General features: G+C 61.8%; 21 protein-coding genes. 12 read left to right on the top strand and 9 right to left on the bottom strand.

Features of this window, described 5'->3' with window-relative positions:
- Positions 1-31 precede the first annotated feature (31 nt).
- The gene (locus J2X24_RS18245; protein ID WP_209724778.1) at positions 32-205 is read right to left on the bottom strand and encodes a hypothetical protein; all 174 of its coding nucleotides are present in this window, start codon (positions 203-205) and stop codon (positions 32-34) included.
- Positions 206-279: 74 nt separating this feature from the next.
- Here J2X24_RS18245 and J2X24_RS18240 point away from each other — a divergent pair, with 74 nt between their 5' ends.
- Positions 280-1,398, top strand: a complete 1,119-nt coding sequence (locus J2X24_RS18240) for a glycosyl hydrolase (RefSeq protein ID WP_209724776.1) — start codon at positions 280-282, stop codon at positions 1,396-1,398.
- A gap of 199 nt (positions 1,399-1,597) precedes the next feature.
- On the opposite strand, the gene J2X24_RS18235 is transcribed toward J2X24_RS18240, so the two are convergent.
- Positions 1,598-2,707, bottom strand: coding sequence for a Gfo/Idh/MocA family protein (locus tag J2X24_RS18235; protein ID WP_209724774.1), 1,110 nt, complete (start codon positions 2,705-2,707; stop codon positions 1,598-1,600).
- Between the two features lie 136 nt (positions 2,708-2,843).
- Positions 2,844-3,539, bottom strand: a complete 696-nt coding sequence (locus J2X24_RS18230) for a FadR/GntR family transcriptional regulator (protein ID WP_209724772.1) — start codon at positions 3,537-3,539, stop codon at positions 2,844-2,846.
- 653 nt (positions 3,540-4,192) lie between these two features.
- On the opposite strand from J2X24_RS18230, the gene J2X24_RS18225 reads away from it, so the two are divergent.
- The 9 genes from J2X24_RS18225 (at position 4,193) to J2X24_RS18185 (ending at position 13,696) form a co-directional block, all read left to right on the top strand.
- The gene (locus tag J2X24_RS18225; protein ID WP_209724770.1) at positions 4,193-4,885 is read left to right on the top strand and encodes an AAA family ATPase; all 693 of its coding nucleotides are present in this window, start codon (positions 4,193-4,195) and stop codon (positions 4,883-4,885) included.
- Positions 4,882-5,238, top strand: coding sequence for a ribbon-helix-helix domain-containing protein (locus J2X24_RS18220; RefSeq protein ID WP_209724768.1), 357 nt, complete (start codon positions 4,882-4,884; stop codon positions 5,236-5,238). The genes J2X24_RS18225 and J2X24_RS18220 overlap by 4 nt, the downstream gene beginning before the upstream one ends.
- A 241-nt stretch (positions 5,239-5,479) precedes the next feature.
- Complete coding sequence (locus J2X24_RS18215) at positions 5,480-6,448, top strand: replication initiator protein A (RefSeq protein ID WP_209724766.1); 969 nt, start codon at positions 5,480-5,482, stop codon at positions 6,446-6,448.
- A gap of 721 nt (positions 6,449-7,169) precedes the next feature.
- The gene (locus tag J2X24_RS18210) at positions 7,170-7,889 is read left to right on the top strand and encodes a hypothetical protein (RefSeq protein WP_209724764.1); all 720 of its coding nucleotides are present in this window, start codon (positions 7,170-7,172) and stop codon (positions 7,887-7,889) included.
- Positions 7,889-9,442 (top strand): hypothetical protein, encoded by a 1,554-nt coding sequence (locus tag J2X24_RS18205; RefSeq protein ID WP_209724762.1) that lies wholly within the window; start codon positions 7,889-7,891, stop codon positions 9,440-9,442. The genes J2X24_RS18210 and J2X24_RS18205 overlap by 1 nt, the downstream gene beginning before the upstream one ends.
- A complete protein-coding gene (locus J2X24_RS18200; protein WP_209724760.1) occupies positions 9,429-10,385 on the top strand; it encodes an AAA family ATPase in 957 nt (318 codons plus the stop codon). Before J2X24_RS18205 ends, J2X24_RS18200 begins: the two co-directional genes overlap by 14 nt.
- Before the next feature lie 10 nt (positions 10,386-10,395).
- Positions 10,396-11,712 (top strand): DUF58 domain-containing protein, encoded by a 1,317-nt coding sequence (locus tag J2X24_RS18195; protein WP_245344932.1) that lies wholly within the window; start codon positions 10,396-10,398, stop codon positions 11,710-11,712.
- A 12-nt stretch (positions 11,713-11,724) separates the two neighbouring features.
- Positions 11,725-12,780 carry a stage II sporulation protein M gene (locus J2X24_RS18190; RefSeq protein WP_209724757.1) on the top strand — a complete coding sequence of 352 codons (1,056 nt, stop codon included), beginning with the start codon at positions 11,725-11,727 and terminating at the stop codon, positions 12,778-12,780.
- On the top strand, positions 12,773-13,696 hold the full coding sequence (locus J2X24_RS18185) for an RDD family protein (RefSeq protein ID WP_209724755.1): 924 nt from the start codon (positions 12,773-12,775) through the stop codon (positions 13,694-13,696). The genes J2X24_RS18190 and J2X24_RS18185 overlap by 8 nt, the downstream gene beginning before the upstream one ends.
- Here J2X24_RS18185 and J2X24_RS18180 read toward each other — a convergent pair.
- Positions 13,689-14,498 (bottom strand): hypothetical protein, encoded by an 810-nt coding sequence (locus J2X24_RS18180; protein WP_209724753.1) that lies wholly within the window; start codon positions 14,496-14,498, stop codon positions 13,689-13,691. The genes J2X24_RS18185 and J2X24_RS18180 overlap by 8 nt on opposite strands.
- A gap of 155 nt (positions 14,499-14,653) precedes the next feature.
- Between J2X24_RS18180 and J2X24_RS18175 the strand changes: the two genes are divergently transcribed.
- Positions 14,654-14,953: a hypothetical protein gene (locus tag J2X24_RS18175; protein ID WP_209724751.1), complete on the top strand. Its 300-nt coding sequence runs from the start codon at positions 14,654-14,656 to the stop codon at positions 14,951-14,953.
- A gap of 16 nt (positions 14,954-14,969) precedes the next feature.
- Here the strand turns inward: J2X24_RS18175 and metK are convergent, their stop codons facing one another.
- From metK to J2X24_RS18155, 4 genes are all read right to left on the bottom strand, one after another.
- Positions 14,970-16,148, bottom strand: a complete 1,179-nt coding sequence (gene metK, locus J2X24_RS18170; protein ID WP_209724749.1) for a methionine adenosyltransferase — start codon at positions 16,146-16,148, stop codon at positions 14,970-14,972.
- 92 nt (positions 16,149-16,240) lie between these two features.
- Positions 16,241-17,605, bottom strand: a complete 1,365-nt coding sequence (locus J2X24_RS18165) for an efflux transporter outer membrane subunit (RefSeq protein WP_209724747.1) — start codon at positions 17,603-17,605, stop codon at positions 16,241-16,243.
- Positions 17,602-20,748: an efflux RND transporter permease subunit gene (locus tag J2X24_RS18160; RefSeq protein ID WP_281064978.1), complete on the bottom strand. Its 3,147-nt coding sequence runs from the start codon at positions 20,746-20,748 to the stop codon at positions 17,602-17,604. Before J2X24_RS18160 ends, J2X24_RS18165 begins: the two co-directional genes overlap by 4 nt.
- 6 nt (positions 20,749-20,754) lie before the next feature.
- The gene (locus tag J2X24_RS18155; protein WP_209724745.1) at positions 20,755-21,912 is read right to left on the bottom strand and encodes an efflux RND transporter periplasmic adaptor subunit; all 1,158 of its coding nucleotides are present in this window, start codon (positions 21,910-21,912) and stop codon (positions 20,755-20,757) included.
- Positions 21,913-22,310: 398 nt separating this feature from the next.
- On the opposite strand from J2X24_RS18155, the gene J2X24_RS18150 reads away from it, so the two are divergent.
- A complete protein-coding gene (locus J2X24_RS18150) occupies positions 22,311-24,551 on the top strand; it encodes a hypothetical protein (protein WP_209724743.1) in 2,241 nt (746 codons plus the stop codon).
- Positions 24,552-24,848: 297 nt separating this feature from the next.
- Here J2X24_RS18150 and J2X24_RS18145 read toward each other — a convergent pair.
- Positions 24,849-25,166 (bottom strand): SIS domain-containing protein (locus J2X24_RS18145; protein WP_209721984.1); only part of this gene is annotated, 318 nt, incomplete at its 5' end.

The raw sequence follows: 25,166 nt of genomic DNA, 5'->3' as shown, positions 1-25,166 counted from the left end.
TGGTTCGACTTAAACGCATCCTGATCCAGGATTAGCGCCGCGCGCGTGACGCCCGGACCAGGACGGCCGTCGCCAGCAGGATCATTCCCACCAGCCCGCCGACGGCCAGAAGTCCCGCCGGCGTAATGCGCGCGCTCATGCGAATGGACGCATTGCGGGTCTGCAGGGCGAGCCGAGCCGCCATGACTTCTTTCGTTTCCGACACCAAAGCCTCCATCATTGACGCGTGCGCGGTTTCAGTATGTGCTGGGTTCAATAAAAAGCACAGGCGGAAACACCATGCGCATTCCTGCTTTCACGGCCATCGTCGCCTTACTGGGACTCATTCCTGTCACCGGCGAAGCACGGCCGCAATGGACGCCTGCGCAGGCCAACGCCTGGTATGCGCAACAGCCGTGGCAGGTCGGCAGCAACTTCGTCCCCAGTGACGCCATAAACCAGCTGGAGATGTGGCAGGCTGACAGCTTCAATCCGGCCCTTATCGACCGCGAGCTGGGCTATGCTGAAAAGGCGGGCCTGAGCGTCATGCGCGTCTATCTTCATGATATGCTTTGGGAAGCTGATCCGAAAGGTTATGAGCAGCGCATCCGGACCTATCTCGACATAGCCGAGAGGCGCAGGATCAAGACCCTGTTCGTCCTGTTCGACTCGTGCTGGGACGCGCATCCGAAGCTGGGCAAACAGCCCCTCCCCCGCCCCGGCCTGCATAATCCCGGCTGGGTCCAGGGGCCCGGGATCGACCGTCTGAAGGACAAGGCCACCTATCCGGCCCTCGAAGCCTATGTGAAGGGCGTGGTGGGCACATTCGCCAGGGACGAGCGCGTCATTGGCTGGGACGTCTGGAACGAACCCCACGAGGACGGTGGCGCAGATACGATACACACCGCCGGTGCCGGCGCCCTGGTGGCCGCCCTGCTGCCCAAAGTCTTCGATTGGGCGCAGTCGGCCGACCCGACCCAGCCCCTGATCAGCGGTGTCTATGACGGCGGCGACTGGTCACCGGACGGGTTCGAGAAACTCAATGTCATCCAGAAGGTGCAGTTGAGCCGGTCCGATATCGTCAGTTTCCACAATTACAGCTGGCCCGAGGACTTCGAACGCCGGATCAAGGAGTTGCAGAGATATGGCCGGCCGATCTGGTGCACGGAATATCTGGCCCGCAGCGCCGGATCGACCGTGGATACGATCCTGCCCGTTGCCAAACGCTACAAGGTCGCCATGTACAATTGGGGCCTGGTCGACGGCAAGACGCAGACGCGCTTTCCGTGGGATTCCTATGCCCACCCTTACACCGACCGCGAGCCGGTCGTGTGGTTCCACGACCTGTTCCGCGCCGACGGCACACCCTACCGCCAAAGGGAAATCGAGATTATCAAGGAACTAACGGGGACGCAGTGACCTCGCTATGCTGACGGTATCCCCCTTCCGTCATTTGCTTCGCAAATGCCACCTTCCCCGTGAACGGGGAAGGAAGACTTGTTAGAGGCTAACCAACAATTTCCAGTAAAAACAGCTATCTCAATGATTTGTATTCCTTCCCCGTTCACGGGAAGGTGGCGCGGCGTTTGCGCCGCGACGGAAGGGGGCCTTAGACGGGTTAAACTTTCACCGTCTGCCCGCCATTGTCCGCGCTGCGGTAGATAGCCTCGATCAGCCGCAGGTCGCGCCAGCCCATCTCGCCCGGCGTCCGGTGCGGGGTATTGCCGAGCGCCGCCAGCGAGAAGCCATCGATCTGAGCGGCGAACTGCTGGCGAGACTCGCCCGCGGATATGGCCTGGGAGGCAGCACCAGCCTTCTGGAGGCTTGCTTTCACGCCGTCATAGGATGAAGCCGGGTCGAGCACGATCTGTCCTCCCGCGCCGTCCACGACCTGCCGCGTGACATATGAGCCGGTATAGAAGGACTGGCCTTCAACCTTCAGACCCGATGCGAAGTTGATCTTCCAGTCGACGCCGCCCTCGACCTCGGCAAAGCGCGGGTCGTTCCTGTCGTAGGTATAGACGGCCGAGACGCTTTGGGGCGCCTCATCGACGAACATCAGCCCGCCATTCAGGGCATAGATGCCGATATCGTACATCGAGCCCCCTCCCCCGATCTCCTTGTCCAGGCGCCATTTGTGCGGACCGTAGTTCGGATTGATCTCAAAGCCCGCCTTCCCCGACACGTGCTTCAGCGCACCGACCTCGCCGGCCTTGAAGCGCTTCAGGGCCTCGACATTGTTCGGCTCGAAATGGACGCGGTAGCCGACGCCCAACTGGCGATTGGCCGCCTTGGCGGCCGCGACCATGGCCTCGCATTCGGCGGCGGTCGACGCCATCGGCTTTTCGCACAGGACGTGCTTGCCGGCCTTGAGCGCACGGATGGTGTATTCGGCGTGCAGGCCCGGCGGCAGCAGGATGTAGACGCAGTCGATTTCGGCGTTCCCGGCAATGTCATCGAAATTGTCGTAGCTGTAGTGGTGAGTGACGCCGTACTTGGCGCCCTGCTCCTGCAGCTTCGACGGCGTGCCGGAGACGAAGGCAGTCATTTTCGAGTGTTTCGTGTGCGCGAAGGTGGGCATGATCTGACCCACGGCAAACGAGCCCAGGCCCACCATGGCCCAGCGCGCCGGCTTGTCCGATGGCGTGGCGGCGCAAGCCGATCCCACAAACGGCATGGCGCCGGCGGCCATAAGCAGGCCGCGGCGGCTGATATCGAACTGGCTCATCATTCCCTCCATATTGTTTGCCACATGATAGCGCTATCACACATGCAGGCAAGACGGCATGTGGACACGTCTTCGTGCAGGACACGCGGACAGGCCGTCTTTTCCCCTCCCCTGCCCTTTCAGTCCGGCCCAAATCCTACTCTGGCATCGAGTCGATAAATTCCAGAGATTCGGAAATAAGATGCCGCATGGCTGTCTCGGCTGCACCGCTGTCGCCACGTTCGATCGCCGTCAGCACGGCGGCATGATCGCCGATATCAGCGGTATGGCCAGCGATCCGGTTGGTCAGCCCGATCGAAATGGTCAGCGCAGTATGGATCAGTTCCTTGAGCTGGATCAGGAACGGATTGCCCGACGCCTTCAATATGGCGACGTGGAAGTCGATATCGGCCAGCAAGGCCAGGTCGTGGTGATGGGCCTGATCCGCCATGGTCTGAAGCGCGCTGCGGATGGCGCGCAGGTCCGCCTGGGAGGCCCTCTTCGCCGCCAGCAATGCCGCGATCGGCTCGATGGCCAGCCGTACCTCGGTATAGTCGCGATAGACTTTCGAAGTGAACGGGCGCTCGGTCATCCATCGCGTGACGTCAGGATCCAGCAGGTTCCAGTGCGTCACCGGCTCGACACGCGTGCCCTGGCGCGGGCGCGAAGTCAGAAGCCCCTTGGCCGCCAGCATCTTGACGGCTTCGCGCGCCACGGTGCGACTGGCCGAATATCTAACCGCCAGCTCGGCTTCGGTCGGAAACGGCGAATTGTCGTACTCACCCGCGACAATGGATTGTCCGAGGGTTTCCAGCAACCCGAAGGTCAGGCTCATTCCGTGGGTACGCCGCATCAGGTTTCCGCAAGTCAAAGCGCCAGACGGCGCAAATTTTCACATTTGAAACACTTAAGCTTCAGTCACGCAAGTGCCCCCTCCCCTTGCTGGCCGGATCCGCCACGCGGCTCCTTAACCCTTGGTTAACCCAATCAGCCCACCTGTAGTCCTGCCCATTCGTCCGCGTGCCGGGACGACGGCGTGTCTTCGTGTCGCGGATGCATGCATGTCCGCAAGCCGGCCTATCCACCTGTCAGCGTAACCACCTGCCCGCCCGCCCCCTTTCCGGCGTTTCGACCCATCCGCATGTAGAAGTGTCGGATACCGGACGCGAGGACAGGCGCGCACAGGGACAGGTCCATATGCCCGCAGGGCCGCACGTCGGCTGGCGTGCCGGTCAACAGACAGACGTGTCCACACGCCGCGATGACGAGGCGAGGGCATGCCCACATGTTGGTGTGACGATCCGTCGTCAGCTCCGCATGGCCGCGCGCAGGATTTTCCACCCGCCGGCTTGCAGGAAGGCGGGCGCGCGGGCGGGCAGGATTATCCACATATTGGCGGGTCAATGCGTCCGCATCTTAACAATGCGTTAGGCATAGTCCTTTACGTTTTGGCGTGTCCACACCTTGAACGGTCCTCGGGTCCGGCAGTTGGAAGGTAGTAAGCCTATGAAAACACTGGCTATTGTTTCGCAGAAGGGCGGCGTCGGCAAGACGACCATCGCCGTTCACATCGCCGTCGCCGCGGCCTCCGCCGGTTACAGCGTCGCCATTATCGACCTCGATCCGCAAGCCACGGCCGCGCAGTGGTCGGACTGGCGCAACGCCGGAAGCGGGGAGGGCGCCGCCGAAAATCCGGTCGTGGTCGCAGCACCTCATGCCCGTCTGGCCGCCACGATCAAGGAAGCCGACAAGATGGGGGTCGACCTGGTGATCCTTGATTCACCGCCGGCTGCCGATTCCGCCGCCGTCGCCGCGGCCAAGATCGCCGACCTGGTGCTGATTCCGACGCGCGCCTCGGCCTTCGATCTGCACGCCATCAAGACCACGGCCGAGCTGGTCCGCGTCGCCCAGAAGCCCGCCAGCGTGCTGCTGAATGCCGTGCCGGCGCGCGCCAATGCCCTGATCGAAGAGGTGGCGACAGTCATCCATTCGCTCAACCTGAACATCGCGCCGGTGTGTCTGGTCGACCGCGCAGCGTTGCGTCACGCCGTCATCAACGGCCAGACGGCGGCCGAATTCGAGCCGGCCGGCAAGGCCGCCGATGAGGTCCAGAAGCTCTACACGTGGGTGTGTGGACGCCTGGACATGCCAACCACTCCACAAAAAGTTACGAACGAGCCGCTTAAAGGTGCCGCATGAGCAAGTCCAACGCCCGCCCGAGTCTCGCTGAACGCCTGGCCGCCGTCGCCGGTCCCCAGGTCCAGCCCGCCGCCATCATCGCCCGCGAAGCCGCGCCCGAGCCCTCGACTGTCGTCCAGGCGCCGCGCGTCAAGCCGAAGCCCGTCGCCGTCGTGGCGCCGCCGCCGGTGGCCGATGCCGCGCCCAAGGCGCGTGACGGCAAGACTATGATCGCCGGCTATTTCAGCCCGCAGATGGCAAAGGCCGTCAAGCTGCTGGCGGTCGAACGCGACACGACGGTGCAGGCGCTGATAGGGGAGGGGCTCGACGCCATTCTTCATAAATATGGGAAGCATCCGATGGGGGAACGTTAAGGCTTGCAGGAGGCACGGCCTCCTGCACCTCGGAACGCGACAGCGTTTAATCGTTTCAATAACAAAAAGCCGGGCCATCTTTCGGGCCCGGCTTTTTGTTATTGAAGCAAGTAATCACTACCGAGTGTCGGGGTGCAGGGGTCCGCGACCCCTGCAGACCTACCCGTCCACACACCGGACGTGTCCACACGCCCAACAATTGACTCCTGCCTGCGAAGGAATCATGACAGGCTGACGCGTTATGACCCGCCGTCGCGACCCGAACGCCGAACTCGACCTGTTTATCCCGCTGCTGCACGATGTGTCGCTGAAGGATCAGCGCGAGACCATGGAACGGCCGTTCTTCTCGCTCCAGAAGCGCAAGCGGCTCAAGCCCATCGAATACAAATCGCCCGACGGCGAGGTCTGGGTCAAGGTCGAAGCCATGCCGGCCTACGGCATGGCGACCATCTGGGACGCCGACATCCTCATTTGGGCGGCGTCGGCCCTGGCGCGAATGAAGAGCCAGGGTGTGAACGATCTGCCCCGGACGCTGCGGACGACGACGTACGACCTGCTGCGTGCCATCAAGCGCGACACCGGCGGCAAGGCCTATCAGGAGCTTCAGGCGGCGCTTCAGAGGCTCGAAACCACCTCCATCCGCACCTCCTTGCGCGCGCCCACCCGGCGGACCGAGGCCCAGTTCGGCTGGCTCGACGGCTGGACGCTGGAAATCGACCAGGCGACCGGCCAGCCGCGCGGCATGACCCTGACGCTGTCGAACTGGGTTTATGAAGGCATTGTCGGCGACCGCTCGCTGCTGACCATGCACGGCGACTACTTCCTGCTCACGGGTGGGCTGGAACGCTCGCTCTACCGCATCGCCCGCAAGCACGCCGGTGTGCAACCCGAAGGCTGGCTGTGCCGTATCGAGGTATTGCACACCAAGACCGGGTCCGACAGCCCACCGAAAGAGTTCAACCGCATGCTGCGCAAGGTGGTCGAGCGCAATCAGCTGCCGGAATACGACCTGAAACTGACCACCACCCAGGATGGCTCGCCAGCCCTGTTCGTCATCAGTCGCATGGCCGCCCTGGAAGGGGCGGTAACGGCAGAACTGGCGCACCTCAATGCCCGCGACGGCCTTCCGCCACCGGCCAAGCCTCAGAAAATGGTGCGGAAAACCCCGGCAAAGCCCAAGGCCGGCACGAAAACCGCGGCCCCTGCATAGGCGTGATCTATCGGGGGATCGCACACCTCGTTCGCGGTCTGATCCCTTTATTAACAAGGCAGGAGAGGGGGATAGCGACCCCGAATCATCGGGGGATCACACACCCGATTCGCCAAAGCGACCATCAAATGTCCTTTTGGCCCGGTCTTCGGGGGATCGCACACCTGACTTACCGGGCGCCTGCCTGACAGATAATAGCCAAAAGCCGCGCGAAGGGCTGTTCAGACGGGCTTGAGAGTAACCGTCGGGGGATCACACACCTAAGGCCAGGCGAACATCGCACGTACATCTGTGGGTAAAATTGTGGATAAGTCCCATTGCGTCGCCGTGATGCTCGGGGGATTGCCCACTTCGCTATCGGGGGAACACCCGCCGCGGGTGCGGGGGAACACCCACTGAAACACGGGGTATCGCACACTGCCCGCCGCATCAACCAATTGAAAACGATAATAAAAAAGACGAATTAACCCGCCTTAACTTACTTAAGGATTCTTATAAAAGACTCTTAAGCGAAAAGCGGTGTGTTGTTACTTTCGGAGCGCCTGCGGGCCCTGGCCTTAAAGAAGGGCCGGGCCCGCGCGCATTACAGTGCCGGAGTGTGCGACCTTAGGGAATCACAATAAATGCGGCGGCTATTGACGCTGTTAATAAGTGGCCCTTAAGTTGGCCAAACATGCCGGAAGGGGACCGGTGTGTACGACCTGAAGGGGATTCCGTCATCGTGTCAGCTTCCGGCCTTCAGGCAGCGAGTGTGCAGGCTCAGACCGGCAACGCCCTCGCGTCCGCCCCGAAGTCCGGCATGACTGTCGAAGAGGCGCGCAAGCTGATTCAGGCGATCAATGCCGACAAGGATATCCAAACCTCGTTCGCCCACACGCCCAAGCCCGATCCAGCGGTCGCCGAATTCTGGCGCAAGCTGGCGGAAGGGTTTGGCAGCTTCTTCAAAGGCGCCAGCGACCTGTTTGCACCGATCGCGCCGGTCCTGCCCTATCTTTTATATGCGCTTGGCCTGGCCGTCATTCTGCTGCTGCTGTCGCCGGTCGTGCGCCTGTTCCTGACCACACGGTTCGAGCGGCTGATCGCCCGTGACCATCTGCGTGCCGACACGGCCTGGCGGCCATCGCGAGCGGCCGTGGTGGCTATATTGAGCGATATCGACGCCCTGGCGGGGGAGGGGCGCTACGACGAGGCCATCCACCTGCTGCTGGTGCGCTCGGTGGCCGACATCAATGCCTTCCGGCCGGACATGGTGCGCCCGCACTATTCGTCACGCGACATTCTTACCCACCCGCTATTGCCCGAAGCGGCGCGACCGGCCTTCCGCAGCATCGTTGAGTGGGTGGAAAAGAGTTATTTTGCTGGTCTTTCCGTAGGCCAGGCAGGCTTTGACGCCTGCCGCCAGGCCTATGTCGACTTTGTCGCCGCGGAAGGAATTGCCTGATGCCCGGCTTTGTCCTGCCGAAACTGACGGTCCCCGAGGCGCGGCGCTGGCTGCCGGCCGTGGTCCTGATCCTGTGCCTGTCGATGTTCGGCATGGTGGCCGTCGCCATGTTCTCGGTGGGTGCGGATCCGGAAAGCGGGCCGTCGTCCCTGCCAACCTCGACGGCGGCGCAGGGCTATCAGGGCCTGAAGCGATTGTTGCTGCGCCAGGGCCATGCCGTGTCGAGCAACCGTTTCGAGGACGGCGGGGAGGGGGCGCAGGCCCTGCACGCCGATATCGAGATCATCACGCTTAATCATGATGGCTTGGGCGCAATACGGCGAATGCGATCGGCATCGTCCTCGTCTTCCTCCGAGACGTCGTCGGCGTCCGCCTCCTCACAGGCCGAGGAACAGCCAACGGAGGCGAATGTCCCGGAAAAACGCCGTGCCGACCACATTCTCTATAAGCCGCTGGGCAAGGTCGTCATCGTCGTCGCGCCGAAGTGGGTATCGGGGCCGGCGCGCGGCAAGCCACGCTGGGGCAGCGATCCGCAACCCTATCCCGAACACGTCCTCCGCCGGATGCTGATGGTCCTGTCGCCCGTTGCCTCCAGTCCGTCACCGAACGCGGACTACGACGAAGACGATGAGAACGCGCAATGGGTCCGGACGACGGCCCCGGCCGGCAAGGAGGTCTATGACGACGGCCAGACTCTGCTGACCTACGACGTCCCGGTCTACACCATCCGCCATTCGCGCCTGGCGGGACCGATTACCGTCCAGGGCGCGGCGGGACAGACGGTGTTTCGCACACCGCTCGCGGTGGGTACGATCACCGATCTTCAGTCGATCACGGGCCCCAACCTGACGCCGGTCCTGGTCGGACCTAACGGAGAGGCGCTGATATCAAAGGTCTCGGTCACCCAGGGACGCGCACAACCCATCGCCCCCGTCTATCTGGTCAGCGATCCCGACCTGCTGAATAACCAGATCCTGGCCGACCCGAAAAAGGTCATCGCCGCGCTCGGCATTATCCAGGCCCTGGCGCCGGCGAAAGCGCGCCCATCCGTGGTGTTCAACCTGACCTTCAACAATCTGTCGGTCGACCGCGACCTGCTGCATGCCCTCAGCCGTCCGCCCTATCTGGGTCTGTCGTTAAGCCTGATCCTGCTGGGCCTGGGCCTGACCTGGGCGGCGTTCAGCCGCTTCGGTCCGCCCTTGCCCGTGGCGGAGGGCCCGGCGCTGGGACGCGGGGTAAAGGTTCTGGCCGACAATGCCGCGCGTATCATGGCCATCGCCGTCAAGGAAGCAAAGCTGGGGCCCGCCTACGCCCAGCTGGTGCGCGACGAGGTGCTGAAGGCGAGGGGGCATGGCTTAAGCAACCTTCAGCAGGCGCCGGACGACCTGGCGGATCGCATCGGCCGGCTTTACGGTGCTTCGGATACATATACGGACCTCAAGGCAGGCGCCGACAAACTTCTGACCGTGCATCAGCTGATCGACTACGCGCGACGGCTGCATGCCTGGAAGGAACAGATTGGAAGATCGGAGATCGAACGTGCACATAAGTGACATTCATACCCTGGCCCAACGCCTGCGCGACGAAATCGGCAAGGTCATCGTCGGCCAGAAGGACACGCTCGACCTCATGCTGACCGCCCTGTTCTCGGGCGGCCACATGCTGCTGGAAGGCCCGCCGGGCACGGCCAAGACCCTGCTGGCGCGCACCTTCGCCCAATCGCTGTCGTTGCGCTACGGCCGGATCCAGTTCACACCGGACATGCTGCCGGGTGACGTGCTGGGTTCGAACCTGTTCAACTTCCAGACGTCGGCGTTTTCATTGAGCAAGGGGCCGATCTTCTGCGACCTCCTGCTGGCCGACGAAATCAACCGGACGCCGCCCAAGACCCAGGCCGCCCTGCTGGAAGCCATGCAGGAGCGCCACGTGACGCTTGACGGTGTGCGCCATGACCTGGGCGCGCACTTCACCGTCATCGCCACCCAGAACCCGATCGAGCAGCAGGGCACCTATCCGCTGCCTGAAGCCCAGCTCGACCGCTTCCTGTTCAAGCACATCCTGGGCTATCCCAGCCAGGAGGAGGAACGCCGGATCATCGAAACCTCCGGCAATGCTTCCGCCTCACCCGATCCGGCGACCGCCGGCATCACGGCCGTCCTGACGCCGGCGGCCCTGACCGAGGCCATCGATACAGTGGCGGCCATCCGGCTCAACGACGCCAATCTCGACTATATCGTCGCGCTCATCCGGGCGACGCGCGAAACGGCGCAGCTGTCGGTAGGGGCATCGCCGCGTGCCGGGGCCCTGCTGGCGCGCGCCGCGCGCGCCTACGCCGTACTCGATGGCCGCGACTATGTGCTGCCCGACGACATCAAGACGCTCTACAAGCCCTGCATGCGCCACCGCGTGCTGCTGTCGCCCTCGGCCGAAATCGAGGGCCTGAACGTCGACGGCGTCCTGCAGACCCTGCTCGAGACCATCGAGATCCCGCGCTGAGCCTCTGACCTTGTCCATCTCGCCCACGACACGCCTGCTGGTTTTGCTCGCTCTCGGCCTGCCCGCCGCGATCGCGGTGGGTCTCTTCGCGCCGCACGCCTGGCCGTGGGTGCCGGTCGTGCTGCTGGCGGTGTTTGTCCTGGCCGTCCTGGACGGCGTCTTCGCGCCGGTGGGGCAGGGGCTTGCGATCGTCATGCGCCTGCCGCGGACGGTCGGCGTTGGCCGCGCCGTGACCGTGCCCTTTTCCGTCCGCTTCGCCAAGGCCAGGCAACCGGCCAGGCTGGAAGTCCGGCTGGGGCTGAACACGATACTGGCCGGATCGCCCTACGACCGGACGCTCGACAGGACGGCGGAGGGCTTCAGCGGCCGTCTGCATCTCGACGCGCGGACGCGTGGACGCGGAGACATCGACAAGGCGTGGGTGCGCTGGCAAGGCTATCTCGGCCTGGTCGACGTCCAGAAGGCGGTCCGGATCGACGGACATGTCGTCGTCACCCCGGACCTCAAGGGCGTTGAGCAGGATGCTTCGGATCTGTTCTCGATGGACAACATCTATGGTGTCCGCATCCAGAACCAGTTGCACAATGGTTCCGAATACCACGCGCTGCGCGAATACGACGCCTCGCAGGACCATCGCCGCATCGACTGGCGCTCGTCCGCCCGGCACATGAAACTCTACAGCCGCGAATACCAGGCCGAACGCAACCACCATATCGTCCTGGTCTATGACACCGGCCGGCTGATGGGCGAGCCGCTGCACGGCCTGAAACGCCTCGACCGCGCCATCTATGCCGGCCTGCTGCTGGGCTACTGTGCTCTCAGGATCGGCGACAATATCCGCACCTTTGCCTTCTCATCACGGCCCTATCACGCCGCCCCCATGATTTCGGGCACCAAGGCGTTCGAAATTCTCAAAGGCCAGTTGTCGGCGCTTGAGGACAGCGAGGATGAATCGAACCACACGCTGGCGCTCGCCGACCTCAATGCGAAGGTGGCGAGACGGTCGCTGATCATCCTGTTCACTGACTTCATCGACGAAATCTCGGCCGACCTGATGCTGGAGGCGCTGAACCGCCTGTCGAAGAAGCATCTCGTCATGTTCGTCGCCTTCAAGGACGAGGTCGTCGACGGTCTGATCGCGCGCCGGCCGGACCAGCCAGAGGACGTGACGCGCGCCGTATTCGCCAAGCGCCTGTCGCTCCAGCGCGACCGCGTCCTGACCCAGCTGCGGCGCCAGGGCGTCGAGGTCCTGGAGGCGCCGACCGAAGGCCTGGCAACCGCCATCGTCACCAAATACCTGGCGCTGAAGCGCGCCGACCGGTTGTAGGGGAGGGAGGCCATGGCCGATCCAGATCCAGCGTCCCAAAGCCCAGCGTCCAGGACTCCACAGTCCAAGCCTGCGCTTCAGCTCAAGAGCCAGAAGTTCCGCGAAGCGCGCGAGGGTGACTGGCGCGCGCTCAATGGAGCGCTCGACCGCGCCGAACGCCAGGGGCTTGGCGGCTTCTCGATCGACGAGCTTCTGAACCTTCCGGTGCTTTACCGCCAGGCCATGTCGTCGCTCAGCATGGCCATGGCGATCTCGCTCGACCGCAACATGGTCGTCTACCTGCAATCGCTGAGCGCCAGGGCCTATGTCTATATCTACGGCCCGCATTCACGCCTCAAGGACGTGCCGGCCGACTTCTTCGGCAAGGCGTGGCCGCAAAGCGTGCGCAGGCTGACGACGGAGCTGTGGCTGGCCTTCGCGGCGCTGATGGCGGGCATACTGATCGGCTGGCTCCTGTGCGCCGGCGACTCGAGCTGGTACGACGTCTTTGTGCCCGCGTCTCAGGCCGATGGCCGCGACCTGTCGGCTTCGGCGCAGTCGCTGCGCGAGACGCTGGGCAGCGGACCCAAGGACACGGCCCTGTCGCCCTTTGCGGTCTTTCTCATGACGCACAATACCCAGGTGTCGATCATGTGCTTTGCGCTTGGCGCAATATTCGGCCTGCCGACCCTGATGCTGCTGATCCAGAACGGCATAAGCCTGGGCGCCATGCTGTGGCTGTTCGCGCGCAAGGGGTTGGGGTTCGAGTTCGGCGCCTGGCTGACCATCCACGGTACGACCGAGCTGTTCGCTATCATCATAGCTGGCGCCTGTGGTTTCCACATCGGCCGGCGGCTGATGTTCCCGGGCGAGGCGACGCGCATGGCGTCCTTGAGCCAGGCCGGCCGCCTGACGGGCACGGTCATGATCGGGGTCGCCCTGATGCTGACGGTCGCGGGCTGCCTGGAAGGCATAGGCCGCCAGACCATAACCGACAGCTTGGTCCGCATTGCCGTCGGCGCTGTCATGCTGGTCCTGTGGCTGGCCTACTTCCTTATGGTGGGCAGGAAGGCCAAGACCGATGGCTGAGACGCATAAGGCCCGGCGCGACCTGATGAGCGATGCGCCCTATGGCGAATACGGCCGCACGGCGACGGAAATCGTCACGCCCGAAGGCGTCGTCCTGCCGTTCATCAACGCCAGCTTCGGTGAGCGCCTGGGCGCCCTGATCATCGACCTCATCATCGTAGTCCTGGCCCCGATAGTGATCTTCATCGCCTGGGTCATCCTGCCGGGTGACCAGATGAACAGCGATACGACGGCATCGGCGATTTTCCAGATCGCCATCATCGCCCTCATGTTCTTTCTGCGCTCGGGCTATTTCATGTTCTTCGAAATGGGGCCCAAGGCGGCGACGCCGGGCAAGCGCCTGATGAAGCTAAGGGTCATCGCTCACGACGGCGGGCGTCTGACACCGGCGGCGGTATTTACCCGCAACGCCATGCGAGAGGTTGAGCTTTACCTGCCATTGACCCTGGCGGGCGCTGGGATGGCCGCGCAGAATTCCCTGGGCTGGCTGGCGCTGATATGGGCGCTGGGCGTATTGTTGCTGCCGCTGTTCAATCGCCAGCACGCGCGGTTGGGCGACTATTTCGCCGGCACGCGCGTCGTCCACATGCCGCGTGCCAAGCTCAGCTACGACCTGGCCGATCTCGACAGCGACCGTCGCCTCGGGCTGACCTTCACGGCGGCGCAACTGGCCTATGGCGAGATGGAGCTGGGCGTGCTTGAGCAGGTGCTGCGGGAACGCAAGGTCCCCGTAATGAAGGCCGTCGCCGACAAGATCAAGGCGCGCATCGGCTGGCAGGAACCGAAGAATCCGGCCGATGTTCCGCGCGACGAAGACTTCCTGCGCGCCTATTACAGTGCCCTGCGCGCCCACCTCGAAGCCCGGATGCTGCTGGGCCGGCGCCGCAAGGATAAGCACGATCCGGCGCTTAGTTAAAGACTTCCGCGGTCGTTTCCGGCGTCAGCCTCTCGCGGGTTTCGCGCAGGCAGACATAGATGGCGGCGACAAGAACCGTACCGAGGACGCGAATCACGCCGTCAACGGCGGCATTGACCAGCATATAGGGCATCATGGCCGTGCCCATGCTGGCGGCATCCGGTGTCGTGCCTGGGGTGAACATGAAGGGCATGGCCATCGAGCTGATCGTCCCGCCGATGACCATGGCCCCGATGCCCAGGACAATGAAGATCAGCAGCAGCCACCAGCGACGGCCCTTGGTCAGTTCGAAGCTTCGCGAGATGCTGCCGGTTATACCGCGTGCGGGCTCACCGACATAGGCGGGGACCGCCACGCACGTCGCCAGTCCCAGGAAGATACCGGGGATGATGAGGGCAATGAATCCCAGGACGACCATGATGCCCACCAGGATGGAGATGGCGAGCAGGGGCAGGATGTTGCGCAGGGCGTGACCGAATATCGTGCCGACGTCCACCGGCTTTCCGATGGCGCGCAATATGGTCACCTCGGTGATCATCGACAGGATGATCAGGTTGAGGACGAACAGCAGCAGGCCGCTGCCGAAAGAGATCCCCATATTCGTACCTGTGAACATGCCGAGATAGGCGTCGGCGGGGTTGGCCGCGCCGATCAGGCCGCCCAGCATGGAGGTCACGCCGTAGGCCACGACGACCGACGGCAGGATGACGCCGATAAACCCCAGCGCGGCAATGATGGCGAAATTCTCACCAACAAGCCTGATGAAGCGGCTGAACACGGTTCCGATATCGAAGGCCGGCATGGCTATCCCCCCTCATGTTGCCGGCAAAGCGTAACACAGTTCGCCGCTTCGTCCAGCGTCAGGACACGCCTTTACGGCTTCTTTGGTTTCTTAACCAAAATGCCGACTGAAGCCATAATGACGGCATGCCATGATACGGCTTTACGGAGTCTATCATGCGTATTGCACAACGGATTGGACAGGGTATTCAAAGCGCGGCGCTGGCGGTGTGCGGGATTGTTCTATACATCCCCGCGGCTATTGGCCTTGCCGTGGTTGAAGTGGCCCGCCGTCCCGAACCCGACGACGACCGCTGGCGGTTCGTACTGCCAGGAATGACACAATGCCTCGGCCCCACGGCCCGAAAGACCGACCTCTGGGCACATATGAACCTATCTCAATATTTTTCACTGATCCCGGGCGTCACCGCTCTGGACAGCAACAACTGCGCCTTCAGTCGTCCGTGCTACGCCTGAATCGTCCGGCGAAGGACTATGCGCCGAATTCCGATTTCAGGGTTGCGACCAGATCGGTATTTTCCCACGAGAAGCCACCTTCAGCGTCTGGCGTGCGACCGAAGTGCCCGTAGGCTGCCGTGCGCTCATAGATCGGGCGGTTGAGGCCCAGATGCAGGCGAATGGACCTGGGTGTCAGGCCGCCGATCAGTTCCGGCAGGACCTTCTCCAGCTTTTCGACGTCAACCTGGCTAGTGCCATGGGTATCTACATAGAAGGACAGGGGGCGGGCCACGCCGATGGCGTAGGAGACCTGCAACGTGCATTTCTTCGCAAGTCCCGCCGCAACGACATTCTTTGCGAGGTAGCGCAAAGCATAGGCCGCGGAACGGTCCACCTTGGTCGGGTCCTTGCCTGAGAATGCGCCGCCGCCATGCGGCGCGGCGCCGCCATATGTATCGACGATAATCTTGCGGCCGGTCAGGCCGGCGTCGCCGTCTGGGCCGCCAATGACGAAGTTACCGGTCGGGTTGACAAGCCATTCGGTATCCGCGCTTACCAGGCCTTGCGGCAGGGCTTCGAGAGCGTAAGGCTTGACAATGGCCTCGACATCCTTGGGAGTCAGGCCGTCCTTGTGCTGATGCGAGACCAGGATCTTCAGGATTCGGCTGGGTACGCCGTTTTCGTACTGGACGGTGACTTGACTCTTGGCGTCAGGTTCGAGGTTATGCTCGCCGTCATGACGCGCTTCGGCCAGCCGGTGCAGGATATTATGCGACCACTGCAGCGGTGCCGGAGTCAGCTCCGCCGTTTCGTCGGTCGCATAGCCGAACATGATGCCCTGGTCGCCGGCGCCTTCGTCCTTGTTGCTGCCGGCGTCAACGCCCATAGCGATGTCGGCGGATTGCGCATGCAGGTGGCAGGCATAGTCGGCGGTCGCCCAGTGGAAGCCCTTCTGAGCGTAGCCGATCTCCTTGACGGCGCGACGAACCTTGTCTTCAAGTCCGCCAATAATGTCGCTAATTTGGTCATCATCGGCGCGGACTTCGCCCGCCAGAACGATGCGATTGGTGGTGACCAGCGTTTCGCAGGCCACGCGCGCCTCGGAATCCCGGCTCAGGAAAGCATCGACCACAACATCCGAAATGCGATCGGCGACCTTGTCGGGATGGCCCTCGGAAACACTTTCGGAAGTGAAGATATAGGACGGACGCATGACGAAACCCTCGGCTGGCAACTCATAATCATATAAAGATGTCTTTATATGAGGCAAGTTTTAATTTTTTGCCGGGTCATAAATTCCTGAATTCAGTCCACGCCGCCGGTGTCGGCCACACTGCGATAAAGCGCCACCAGGTTCGATGCCTTTGCCAGCCGGAGATTGACCAAGCTTTGCTGTGATCCATAGAGGGTCCGCTGGGCATCGAGCAGCACGAGATAGCTGTCCGCGCCATTCCGATAACGCGCCTGGCTCAAGGTCAGGCTGCGCTGGGCGGCGTCGGTCGCGGCCTGGCGCGCCGACAGACGCTCATCGATGCGCGCGCGCACCGCCAAGGCCTGTGAGACGTCAGTGAAGGCGGATTGGATCGCCTTTTCATATTGCGCCAGGGCAATGTCGCGATTGACCTGGACGCTTCTGAGGCCCGCCCGGTTGGCGCCGCCGGAGAAGATCGGCAGGTTCAGGCGCACGCCATAGGAGTAGCTATTGGTGCCGTTGGAAAACAGGTCACCCAGGGCGTTGCTGGCGGAGTCGGCTGATCCGGTCAGCGATATGCTGGGGAAGAAGGCTGCGCGCGCGGCGCCGATATTGGCGTTGGCGGCCTTGAGGTCGTGCTCGGCCGCCAGCACGTCTGGGCGGTTGAGCAGGACGTCCGACGGAACACCGACAGGCAGCGAGGCGGTCACCGCCTGGTCGTGCAAGGCGGCCGGCAGCAGATTGCCGGGCAGGGGCGCGCCAGCCAGCAGGGTGAGAGCCGCCTTGTCCTGGTCGATCTGGGTTTCGATATTGGCAATATCCTCGCGCGCTTCTTCAAACTGGACGCGCGCCTGATTCAGTTCCAGGTCGTCGATGGCGCCCAGGCGTGCGCGGCCCTGCGCGATGTCGTAGGCGTCCCTACGCGCGGCAAAGGTCTGGCGCGTAATGGCCAGCAGGTCCTGGTCGGCGGCCAGGGTCAGCCAGGCGTCGGCCGTGTCGGCGATCAACGAGATCGCGACGGCCTTGCGGGTCTCTTGCGTCGCCAGGAAGTCCTCCAGGGCGGCGCGGTTGAGCGACCGGATACGTCCGAACAGGTCGAGTTCCCAGTCGAGGTTGAGGTCCGCCGAATAGGTGTCGCTGTTGCCGGCAGTATCGCTGTGCGAGCGGTTGCCGCCGGCAGAGGCATCGAGCGTCGGCAGAAGATCGGCGCGCTGGATGCGGTAAAGTGCACGGGCACGTTCGATGTTGAGCGCAGCGACGCGCAGGTCGCGGTTATTGTCGAGCGCCAGCTGGATCGTGCCCTGCAGCGCCGGGTCGGTGAACAGGTCGCGCCATTTCAGGCTGCCGGTGGCAGGCAGTGGTGCGGCTGTCGGCCACTCCGCGGCGACGGGCAGGGCCGAACGCTCGTAGGTAGGCGCCATCGTACAGGCCGACAAGGCCAATGACAGGGTCATCAGGGAGACAAGGGCCTTGGTCATGCCTTCACTCCCTTTTTGGCTTCGATGTCCTGGGGCAGGTTGTCGTGCTTGAACAGGCGCTGGACCAGTATGAAGAACAACGGCACGAAGAAGATGGCCAGGAAGGTCGCGGCCAGGACGCCGCCGATCAGGCCGGTGCCGATGGCGCGCTGGGCCCCCGAGCCGGCGCCGGCGGACAGGGCCATGGGCAGGACGCCGAAGACGAAGGCGAACGAGGTCATCAGGATGGGCCGCAGGCGGATGCGCGCGGCTTCCAGCGTGGCGTTGAGCAGGGTCATGCCACGCTCCTGATGCAGCAGGCGGGCATATTCGACGATCAGGATGGCGTTCTTCGACGACAGGCCGATCGTGGTCAGCAGGCCGACCTGGAAGAAAATATCGTTGTCGAGCCCGCGCGCCCATGTGGCCAGCAGCGCCCCCAGGACGCTCAGCGGAATGACCAGGATGACGGCGAAAGGTATGGTCCAGCTTTCGTACAGCGCCGCCAGCAGCAGGAAGACGACCAGGATCGAAAGCGCGTAGAGGGCAGGGGCCTGGGCGCCCGACTCGCGTTCCTGCAGCGAAATGCCCGTCCACTCGATCGCAGTGCCCTGGGGCAAGTCGCGCGCCAGTTCCTCGACGGCGGTCATGGCGTCACCCGACGACACGCCATCGGCGGGCATGCCCTGGACGCCGGTCGAGGGCGAGCCCTGATAGCGTTCCAGCGACGGCGTACCGGTCGTCCACCGCGACGACCCAAAAGCCGAAAATGGCACCATCTGGCTTTCGCGGTTGCGGACATACCAGCGGCTCAGATCGTCCGGCCGCATGCGGTAGGGTGCGTCGGCCTGGACGTAGACGCGCTTGACGCGGCCGCGGTCGATAAAGTCGTTTACATAGGACCCGCCCCAGGCGGCGCTGAGCATGGCGTTGATGTCGGAGACATTGACGCCCATGGCGCCGGCTGCGGTCTTGTCGATATCCACTTTAAGCTGCGGGGTCACATCCTGGCCGCCGGAACGTACCGAGCCGACACGTGGATCCTCTTCCGCGCGCTTGATGAAGTCGTTGCGCGCCTGCAGAAGCGCTGCCGGGCCGACGCCGCCGACGTCCTTGATGACAAAGGAGAAGCCCGATGCGTCGCCGAGCGAGCGCACGACGGGCGGCTGGGTCGGAATGATGCGCGCGCCGCCATATATAGGCTTGGCGAACTCCTTGCGGGCGCGTTCGATGACGGCCGGCACGCGCATGTTCTCGGTCTTGCGCTCCTCGAACGGCTTCATGCGGATCGAGACCTGACCCTGGTTCTGCGAGCCGCCGGTCCGGGCAAAGATGTATCGTGCGGTCGGGTCGGTCTCGAGATAGGCGCCGACCTTGTCGATGATCTTCCGCGTCTCCTGGGTTGGCGTGCCGGGCGGCAACTGGACGATGGTCTGCACGATGCCCTGGTCCTCCTCGGGCAGGAAGGAGGTCGGCAGGATGCGGAACATCAGTCCGCAGGCGACGATGACCGCACCGTAGATGACTAGGTAGCGGATGGGCTTGGCGATCATGGCGCCGATCCCACCGCGGTAACGGTTGGCGGTCACCTCGAAGCCCTTGTTGAAACCGCCGAAGAAGCGGTCGAACAGGTTCTTGCGTTTGGCCTTCTTTTCGTGGTCGATCGGCTTGAGCAGGGTGGCGCACAGGGGTGGGGTCAGGACCAGGGCCACGACGACCGACAGGGCCATGGCTGACACGATGGTGATCGAAAACTGGCGGTAGATGATGCCCTGCGTGCCGCCGAAGAAGGCCATGGGCACGAACATGGCGGCCAGCACCAGGCCGATGCCGATCAGTGCGCCGGTGATCTCGTCCATCGACTTGCGCGTCGCTTCCTTGGGGGACAAGCCCTCTTCATGCATCACGCGTTCGACGTTTTCGACGACGACGATGGCGTCATCGACCAGCAGGCCGATGGCCAGAACCAGGCCGAACATTGTCAGAAGGTTGATGGAGAAGCCGAAGGCGGCAAGTATCCCCATCGTGCCGAGCAGCACGACCGGCACGGCGATGGTCGGGATCAGGGTCGCGCGCCAGCTTTGCAGGAAGAGGTACATGACAACGAAGACAAGGAGGATGGCCTCGACCAGCGTCTTGATGACTTCCTTGATCGACAGCTTGATGAAGTCGGTCGAGTCATTGGGAATGGCGTAATCGATGTTCGAAGGAAAGCTTTCGGCCAGCTCCGCCATCTTGGCCTTGACCAGTTCAGCGGTTTTGAGCGCATTGGCGCCGGTCGCCAGGCTGATGGCGATGCCGCTGGCAGGCTTGCCGTTGATCTTGCTGAACGATTCATAGTTCTGCTGGCCCAGCTCGACGCGGGCGACGTCGCGCAAATAGACGGTGGCGCCCGTGGCGTCGCTTTTCAGGATGATGTTGGCGAATTCCTGAGGCGAGGTCAGCCGCGATTGCGAAGTGATGGTAGCGTTCAATGCGACGTCGTCGGTCGCCGGCTGGGCCGCCAGCTGGCCAGCCGAGACCTGAGCGTTCTGGGCGCGAATGGCTGTGACCACGTCGGCGGGCGTCAGGTTGAAGCCGGCCAGCTTGCCGGGATCGAGCCAGATGCGCATGGCGTAGCCCGAGCCGAAGACATTGGTTTCGCCGACGCCGTCGACGCGGCCCAGCGTGTCCTGGATGTTCGACACCAGATAGTCGCCGAGGTCGGCATTGGTCAGCGAGCCGTCGGTCGAATACAGCGAAAAGACCATCAGCATGTTGTTCGACGCCTTGTTGACGCGCACGCCCTGGGCCTGCACGTCCTGCGGCAACCGGTTGATGACCGACTGGATCTGGTTCTGGACCTGAACCTGGGCGACGTCGATATCGGTGCCGGCTTCGAAGACCAGGGTGACGTTGGCGCCGCCGTTGTCCGACGAGGAGGCCGTCATGTATTTCAGGCGGTCGAGCCCGATCATGCCCTGTTCGATGATCTGGGTGACGCTGTCCTCGACCGTCTTGGCCGAGGCGCCCGGATAGCTGGCATTGACGCGCACCTGGGGCAGGGCGATGTCGGGATATTGCTCGACCGGCAGGCGGGTAATGCTCAGCGCACCGGCCAGCATGATGACAATGGCGATGACCCAGGCGAAGATCGGCCGGTCAATGAAGAAACGCGACAACATGGGCTTTTATTGCTCCGCGGCCGGGGCCGGCGTGACGGCGCGAGGTTTGATCGGCCCCTTGTCCTTGACGTTGGCGGCGCCATCTACAATCACCTTGTCGCCGGGATTGAGGCCGGACAGGATACGCCACTCCTTGCCGATCATCTCACCAAGCTTAACATCGCGCTTCTGCGCCTTGTTGTCGGGACCGGCCAGCATGACGCTGGCGCCGCCCTTCGGATCGAGGATGACGGCCGGCTGGGGCACCAGTATGCCGTTCGATACGGTGCCCTTGACGATGCGGGCGCGGACGAACATGCCAGGCAGGAGCAGGCCGTCGGGATTATCGAACACGGCGCGCAGAGTCACCGAGCCGGTGGCCGGATCGACGCTGACATCGGAAAACTGGATGCGCCCTTTGAGCGGATAGGCCGAGCCGTCATCAAGGGTCAGGGTGACGTCGGCGTGGTCGACGGCGCCGACCGTGCCGGCGGCGATATCGCGCTTCAGCCGGACCATTTCGGACGAAGACTGGGTAATATCGACATAGACCTTCGACAGGTCTTGGATGGTGGCCAGCGGCGTCGTCTGGTTGGCGGTGACCAGCGCGCCCGGGGTGACGGTTGAGCGGCCGATCCTGCCCGATACCGGCGCCGCCACATGGGTATAGTCGAGCGCGATCCTTGCCTGCTGGACGGCGGCCTTCTGCGAGGCCAACTGGGCTGCGGCCTGCTTCGCGGTCGCGCGGGCGTCGTCGAAGTCCTGCTGGCTGATGGCCTTGATGGTGATGAGCTGCTGGGCGCGCCCGAAGCGCAGCTGGGCGGCGTCCAGGGCGGCCTGGGCCTGTTGCTCGGCGGCCACCGCACTGTCGTAATCGGCCTGATAGGTCGCCGGATCGATCCGATAGAGCGACTGCCCGGCCGTGACGACGGCGCCTTCGGTGAACTCGCGCGCCTTAATGATGCCGCCGACCTGGGGGCGGACCTCGGACACCAGCCAGGCCGACGTCCGGCCGGTCAGTTCCTGCGTCAGGTTGAGGGGCTGCGGCTGCGCCACCATGACGCCGACGCTTTGCGTACCGCGATTGCCCCGGCCATTGCCTTCGTCTTCCTTTTTGTCACAGGCAGACAAGGGAAAAAGTGTTGCCGCTGCAATGAAGGCAGTAAGCAAGACGCGGTTGGACATAAATGGAGCCTCATAGTTACAGGGCTAAAACGCTTTACAGGGCTAATCCCGGCGCAGGAATGAAAAAAGATTTCGCGGTGTAATTATTTCATAACGACAGGGATGGCTTTGCGCGCCTTGAGGAAGGGCGAGATTGAAAAGCTGTGAGTTTGGGCCTAATCGTCTCGGTTGTCTTATCGGCGAAATTCCGATCCCTTAGTCATCTGCGTATTAGGTCGATCTTGGCTACATCCAGGCTTTCTCTGATGTACGCTTGCCCGAATTTCTTATTCTGAAACAACTTGCGACGACAGCGAGCCATCAACGAATAACGGTATAGTTGAACTCGCTTTTGTTGCAGGGGCGATTTGACACAAGGCGTATGGTAACAGAGTATATGAGAGGTAGGGAGAACTGATATGCGCCGGGTAGCCACCATGTTTTTTGTCGCCTGTGTTACGCTTCTTGCGGCATGTGGCGGTGGAGGTAAGGGAGGAAATGATTCTGGCGGTGGAGGTTCCGGCAGTTCATCATCTTCTGCTAATTATTCAAATCAGGCTCTCTCGGCGTCCGCGACGGCAACTGTTAACCTCGTCAATAATGATGTTACGCTTTCGTGGAACGACACTTTCCCAGCATCCGCAACATATGAAGTCAGGACAAAGCAGGCGGACGGCAGTTTCAGCTTAACGGAAAAGATTGGCGGCGCAGGCGGCAACGGTCTTCGTCTGACGTGGCGGCGGTCAATTTCATCCACGGCTGTTTATCAGTTGTATGCGAACGTTGACGGACAATCGTTTTTGCTGCGGACCTCATCGGGCGCAACGACGCTTATAGCTGATGTCCCGGTTACGCTGCCGCAAATTGTCATCAACCAGACAGAACCCGTTTCTGGACTCGTGACCGTCTCTCTAAGCGGCGGCGTTAGTTATCCTAAAGTCGAATGGTATGCGGATTCCACAAAGATCGGAGATGGTGGTGCCGGTCCTGGCAATTCATTTGATTGGTCTACCGGGACGTCTACAGAGGGATTACACCCTGTTATGGCGCGCATACAGACTTCTAGCGATACGACGTTGGAAATTGGCCGCAATGTACAGGTTGCAAATGGTGGGGTCGGCGCGGTGTACTTCGTCGAGAACGGAGCGATTTATGTTAAGGCGACCTCGCCCGCGGATATCGCAACAGTCTACCTTTCAATAGACGGTGGACCGGTCACGACATTGAGCATGCGCAACGGTTGTCGTGAAGGCGAGGTTTGCCAGGGCCCGTCGTTGACGAGTTACAGATTTTCCACACAGGGTCTGGCTTCAGGTTCTCATTCGGCGACGTTAACAGTTACCGATAAGGCTGCGCAGACTGTGACATCGTCTTTTCTGTTCTTCATTGTAAATGCACCGAGGATTTCGCTCAGCTCACCACTGGATGGTGATCTTGCGTTCGGTACGTTGTCGATCAAAGGAGCCTCAACATCTGACAGGGGCGAAACGATCACAACAACGGTCAAGCTTCAGGATGTTCAAATCTTTCAGACTACAGAAAGCAATTATACGACAAATTATGATATTTCAGGATTGGCGGCCGGAACGTATACTTTGAGTGTCCAGGCAATGGATGCCTCAGGCAAGTCCAGTGTCCTAAACAGTACGATAACGGTTACGACCTCATCGTCGACGCGGCCTGAAAAGGTTTTTGCGATGGGCATCGAATCGGAAATGCTGGCAGGTACGGGAGATGTAATAGTTTATCGCAGTGGCAGCGATTCAGAGATCCGCTTGCACAATGTCGTCACCAACTCCAGTGTTGTACTGGCCGATGCAAGGTCTTTGGCTTACGCCACGGATTGGACTATTCAAAATGGTTATGTTTTCGCCATGGGACGGGGAGAGGATTGTTTAGCTTATTCATGCGCCTATAAGTGGTCGACGGACGGCTCAATCACGAACCTGTCGAGCCTGGCGCCTGGCTATACACCATTGGTACATCAGGGTGGTTTGATAGCCAAATCCGGCTACGTGCTCTGGTCTGTTTATTCGGGTGTAGGTGGAGAAGATCTGGTTCTCTACAATATCTCTGCAAACACATTTACTAAAATTCGCGCTCACAGTGGTAATTTCGGATATGATTTGCTTGTGTCTGGAGAGAACGTCGATGTGTTTTTCTGGACGTCGTCAGCGTTTGCCATCCACAAGTGGGCATCGGTTGATAATACGATCACGGCTATCACCGATGGAAGTATAAAGTCTCTTTATCCGCAGGTCTCTGCAGACCGTGTTGTATGGCTGGAAGGAGAGACGCGGCTTGCCGGTGTGCCGCTGATGGGGGGGGGTAAGGTTGTATATGCGGAGGAAGTAGGGACCTACGGTCTTGACGGCTCTGTACTGGCTTGGGAAGACAGGACAAATAATCAAAGAACTGTCAAAATTTCCATTGGCGGGCTTACAACTCAAATAAGCAACAGCTTTGGTCCCGGCCTCTATCGCGTCGACTCAGGGTATGTTGTTTTTTCAGACGGAGGAAAATTCTACACCTGGCAGGTTGCGACCGGTAAAAAGACTTTGATCTTAGACAGCGTTCCTACATCTCGTAAATTTACCGGAGACGGAAAGCTATACTTCCATAATGCATCGGGAAGCGTGTATCGGGTCGATTTGAATTAGAGGCAGGTTGGCATTGGTCTTTACCGGTGTCGTCTACCGGGAAAAATTTACTGCGCTTCTTTGCGTTAAACTGATAAACACGTCCTAAGTCAATTTGATTTGCCTCATGCATTCCCCAAGCTGACGTGCATCGCATGTTGATCCGTCTGACGCGGAAGGCTCTGCATTTTTGGAGTGATAGACTCAGGCGGGCAACGGGTGTTGAAGTCGTCGCCCTGTCGATCGCTTACAAAGATCGTCCTTGATCCAGCCCAGCCGATTCCGCAGCGGCCTGAACGGTTGCGTGACAGGGAGTAGCTACTCCACCGTCACCGACTTGGCGAGGTTGCGCGGCTGGTCGACGTCGGTGCCCTTATGGACGGCGGTGTGGTAGGCCAGAAGCTGGATCGGCACCGAATAGATCAGCGGGGCGATAAAGGGATCGCAGGCCGGATTGCGGATGACCTTCAACGCTTTGGCGGCATCCCCGGACAGCGCTGGAACCTTGTCCGGTGCATCGGTGATCATCACCACACGGCCGCCGCGCGCCGCGACTTCCTGGACATTGGACGCCGTCTTTTCGAACAGCTCGTCGTCGGGTGCGATGACCACGACCGGCGTATTCTCGTCGATCAG

Source organism: Asticcacaulis solisilvae, from assembly GCF_017875235.1.
GTDB lineage: Bacteria > Pseudomonadota > Alphaproteobacteria > Caulobacterales > Caulobacteraceae > Asticcacaulis > Asticcacaulis solisilvae_A.
The sequence above is the reverse complement of the archived record's forward strand: the minus strand, read 5'-3'. Positions and strand labels throughout refer to the sequence as shown.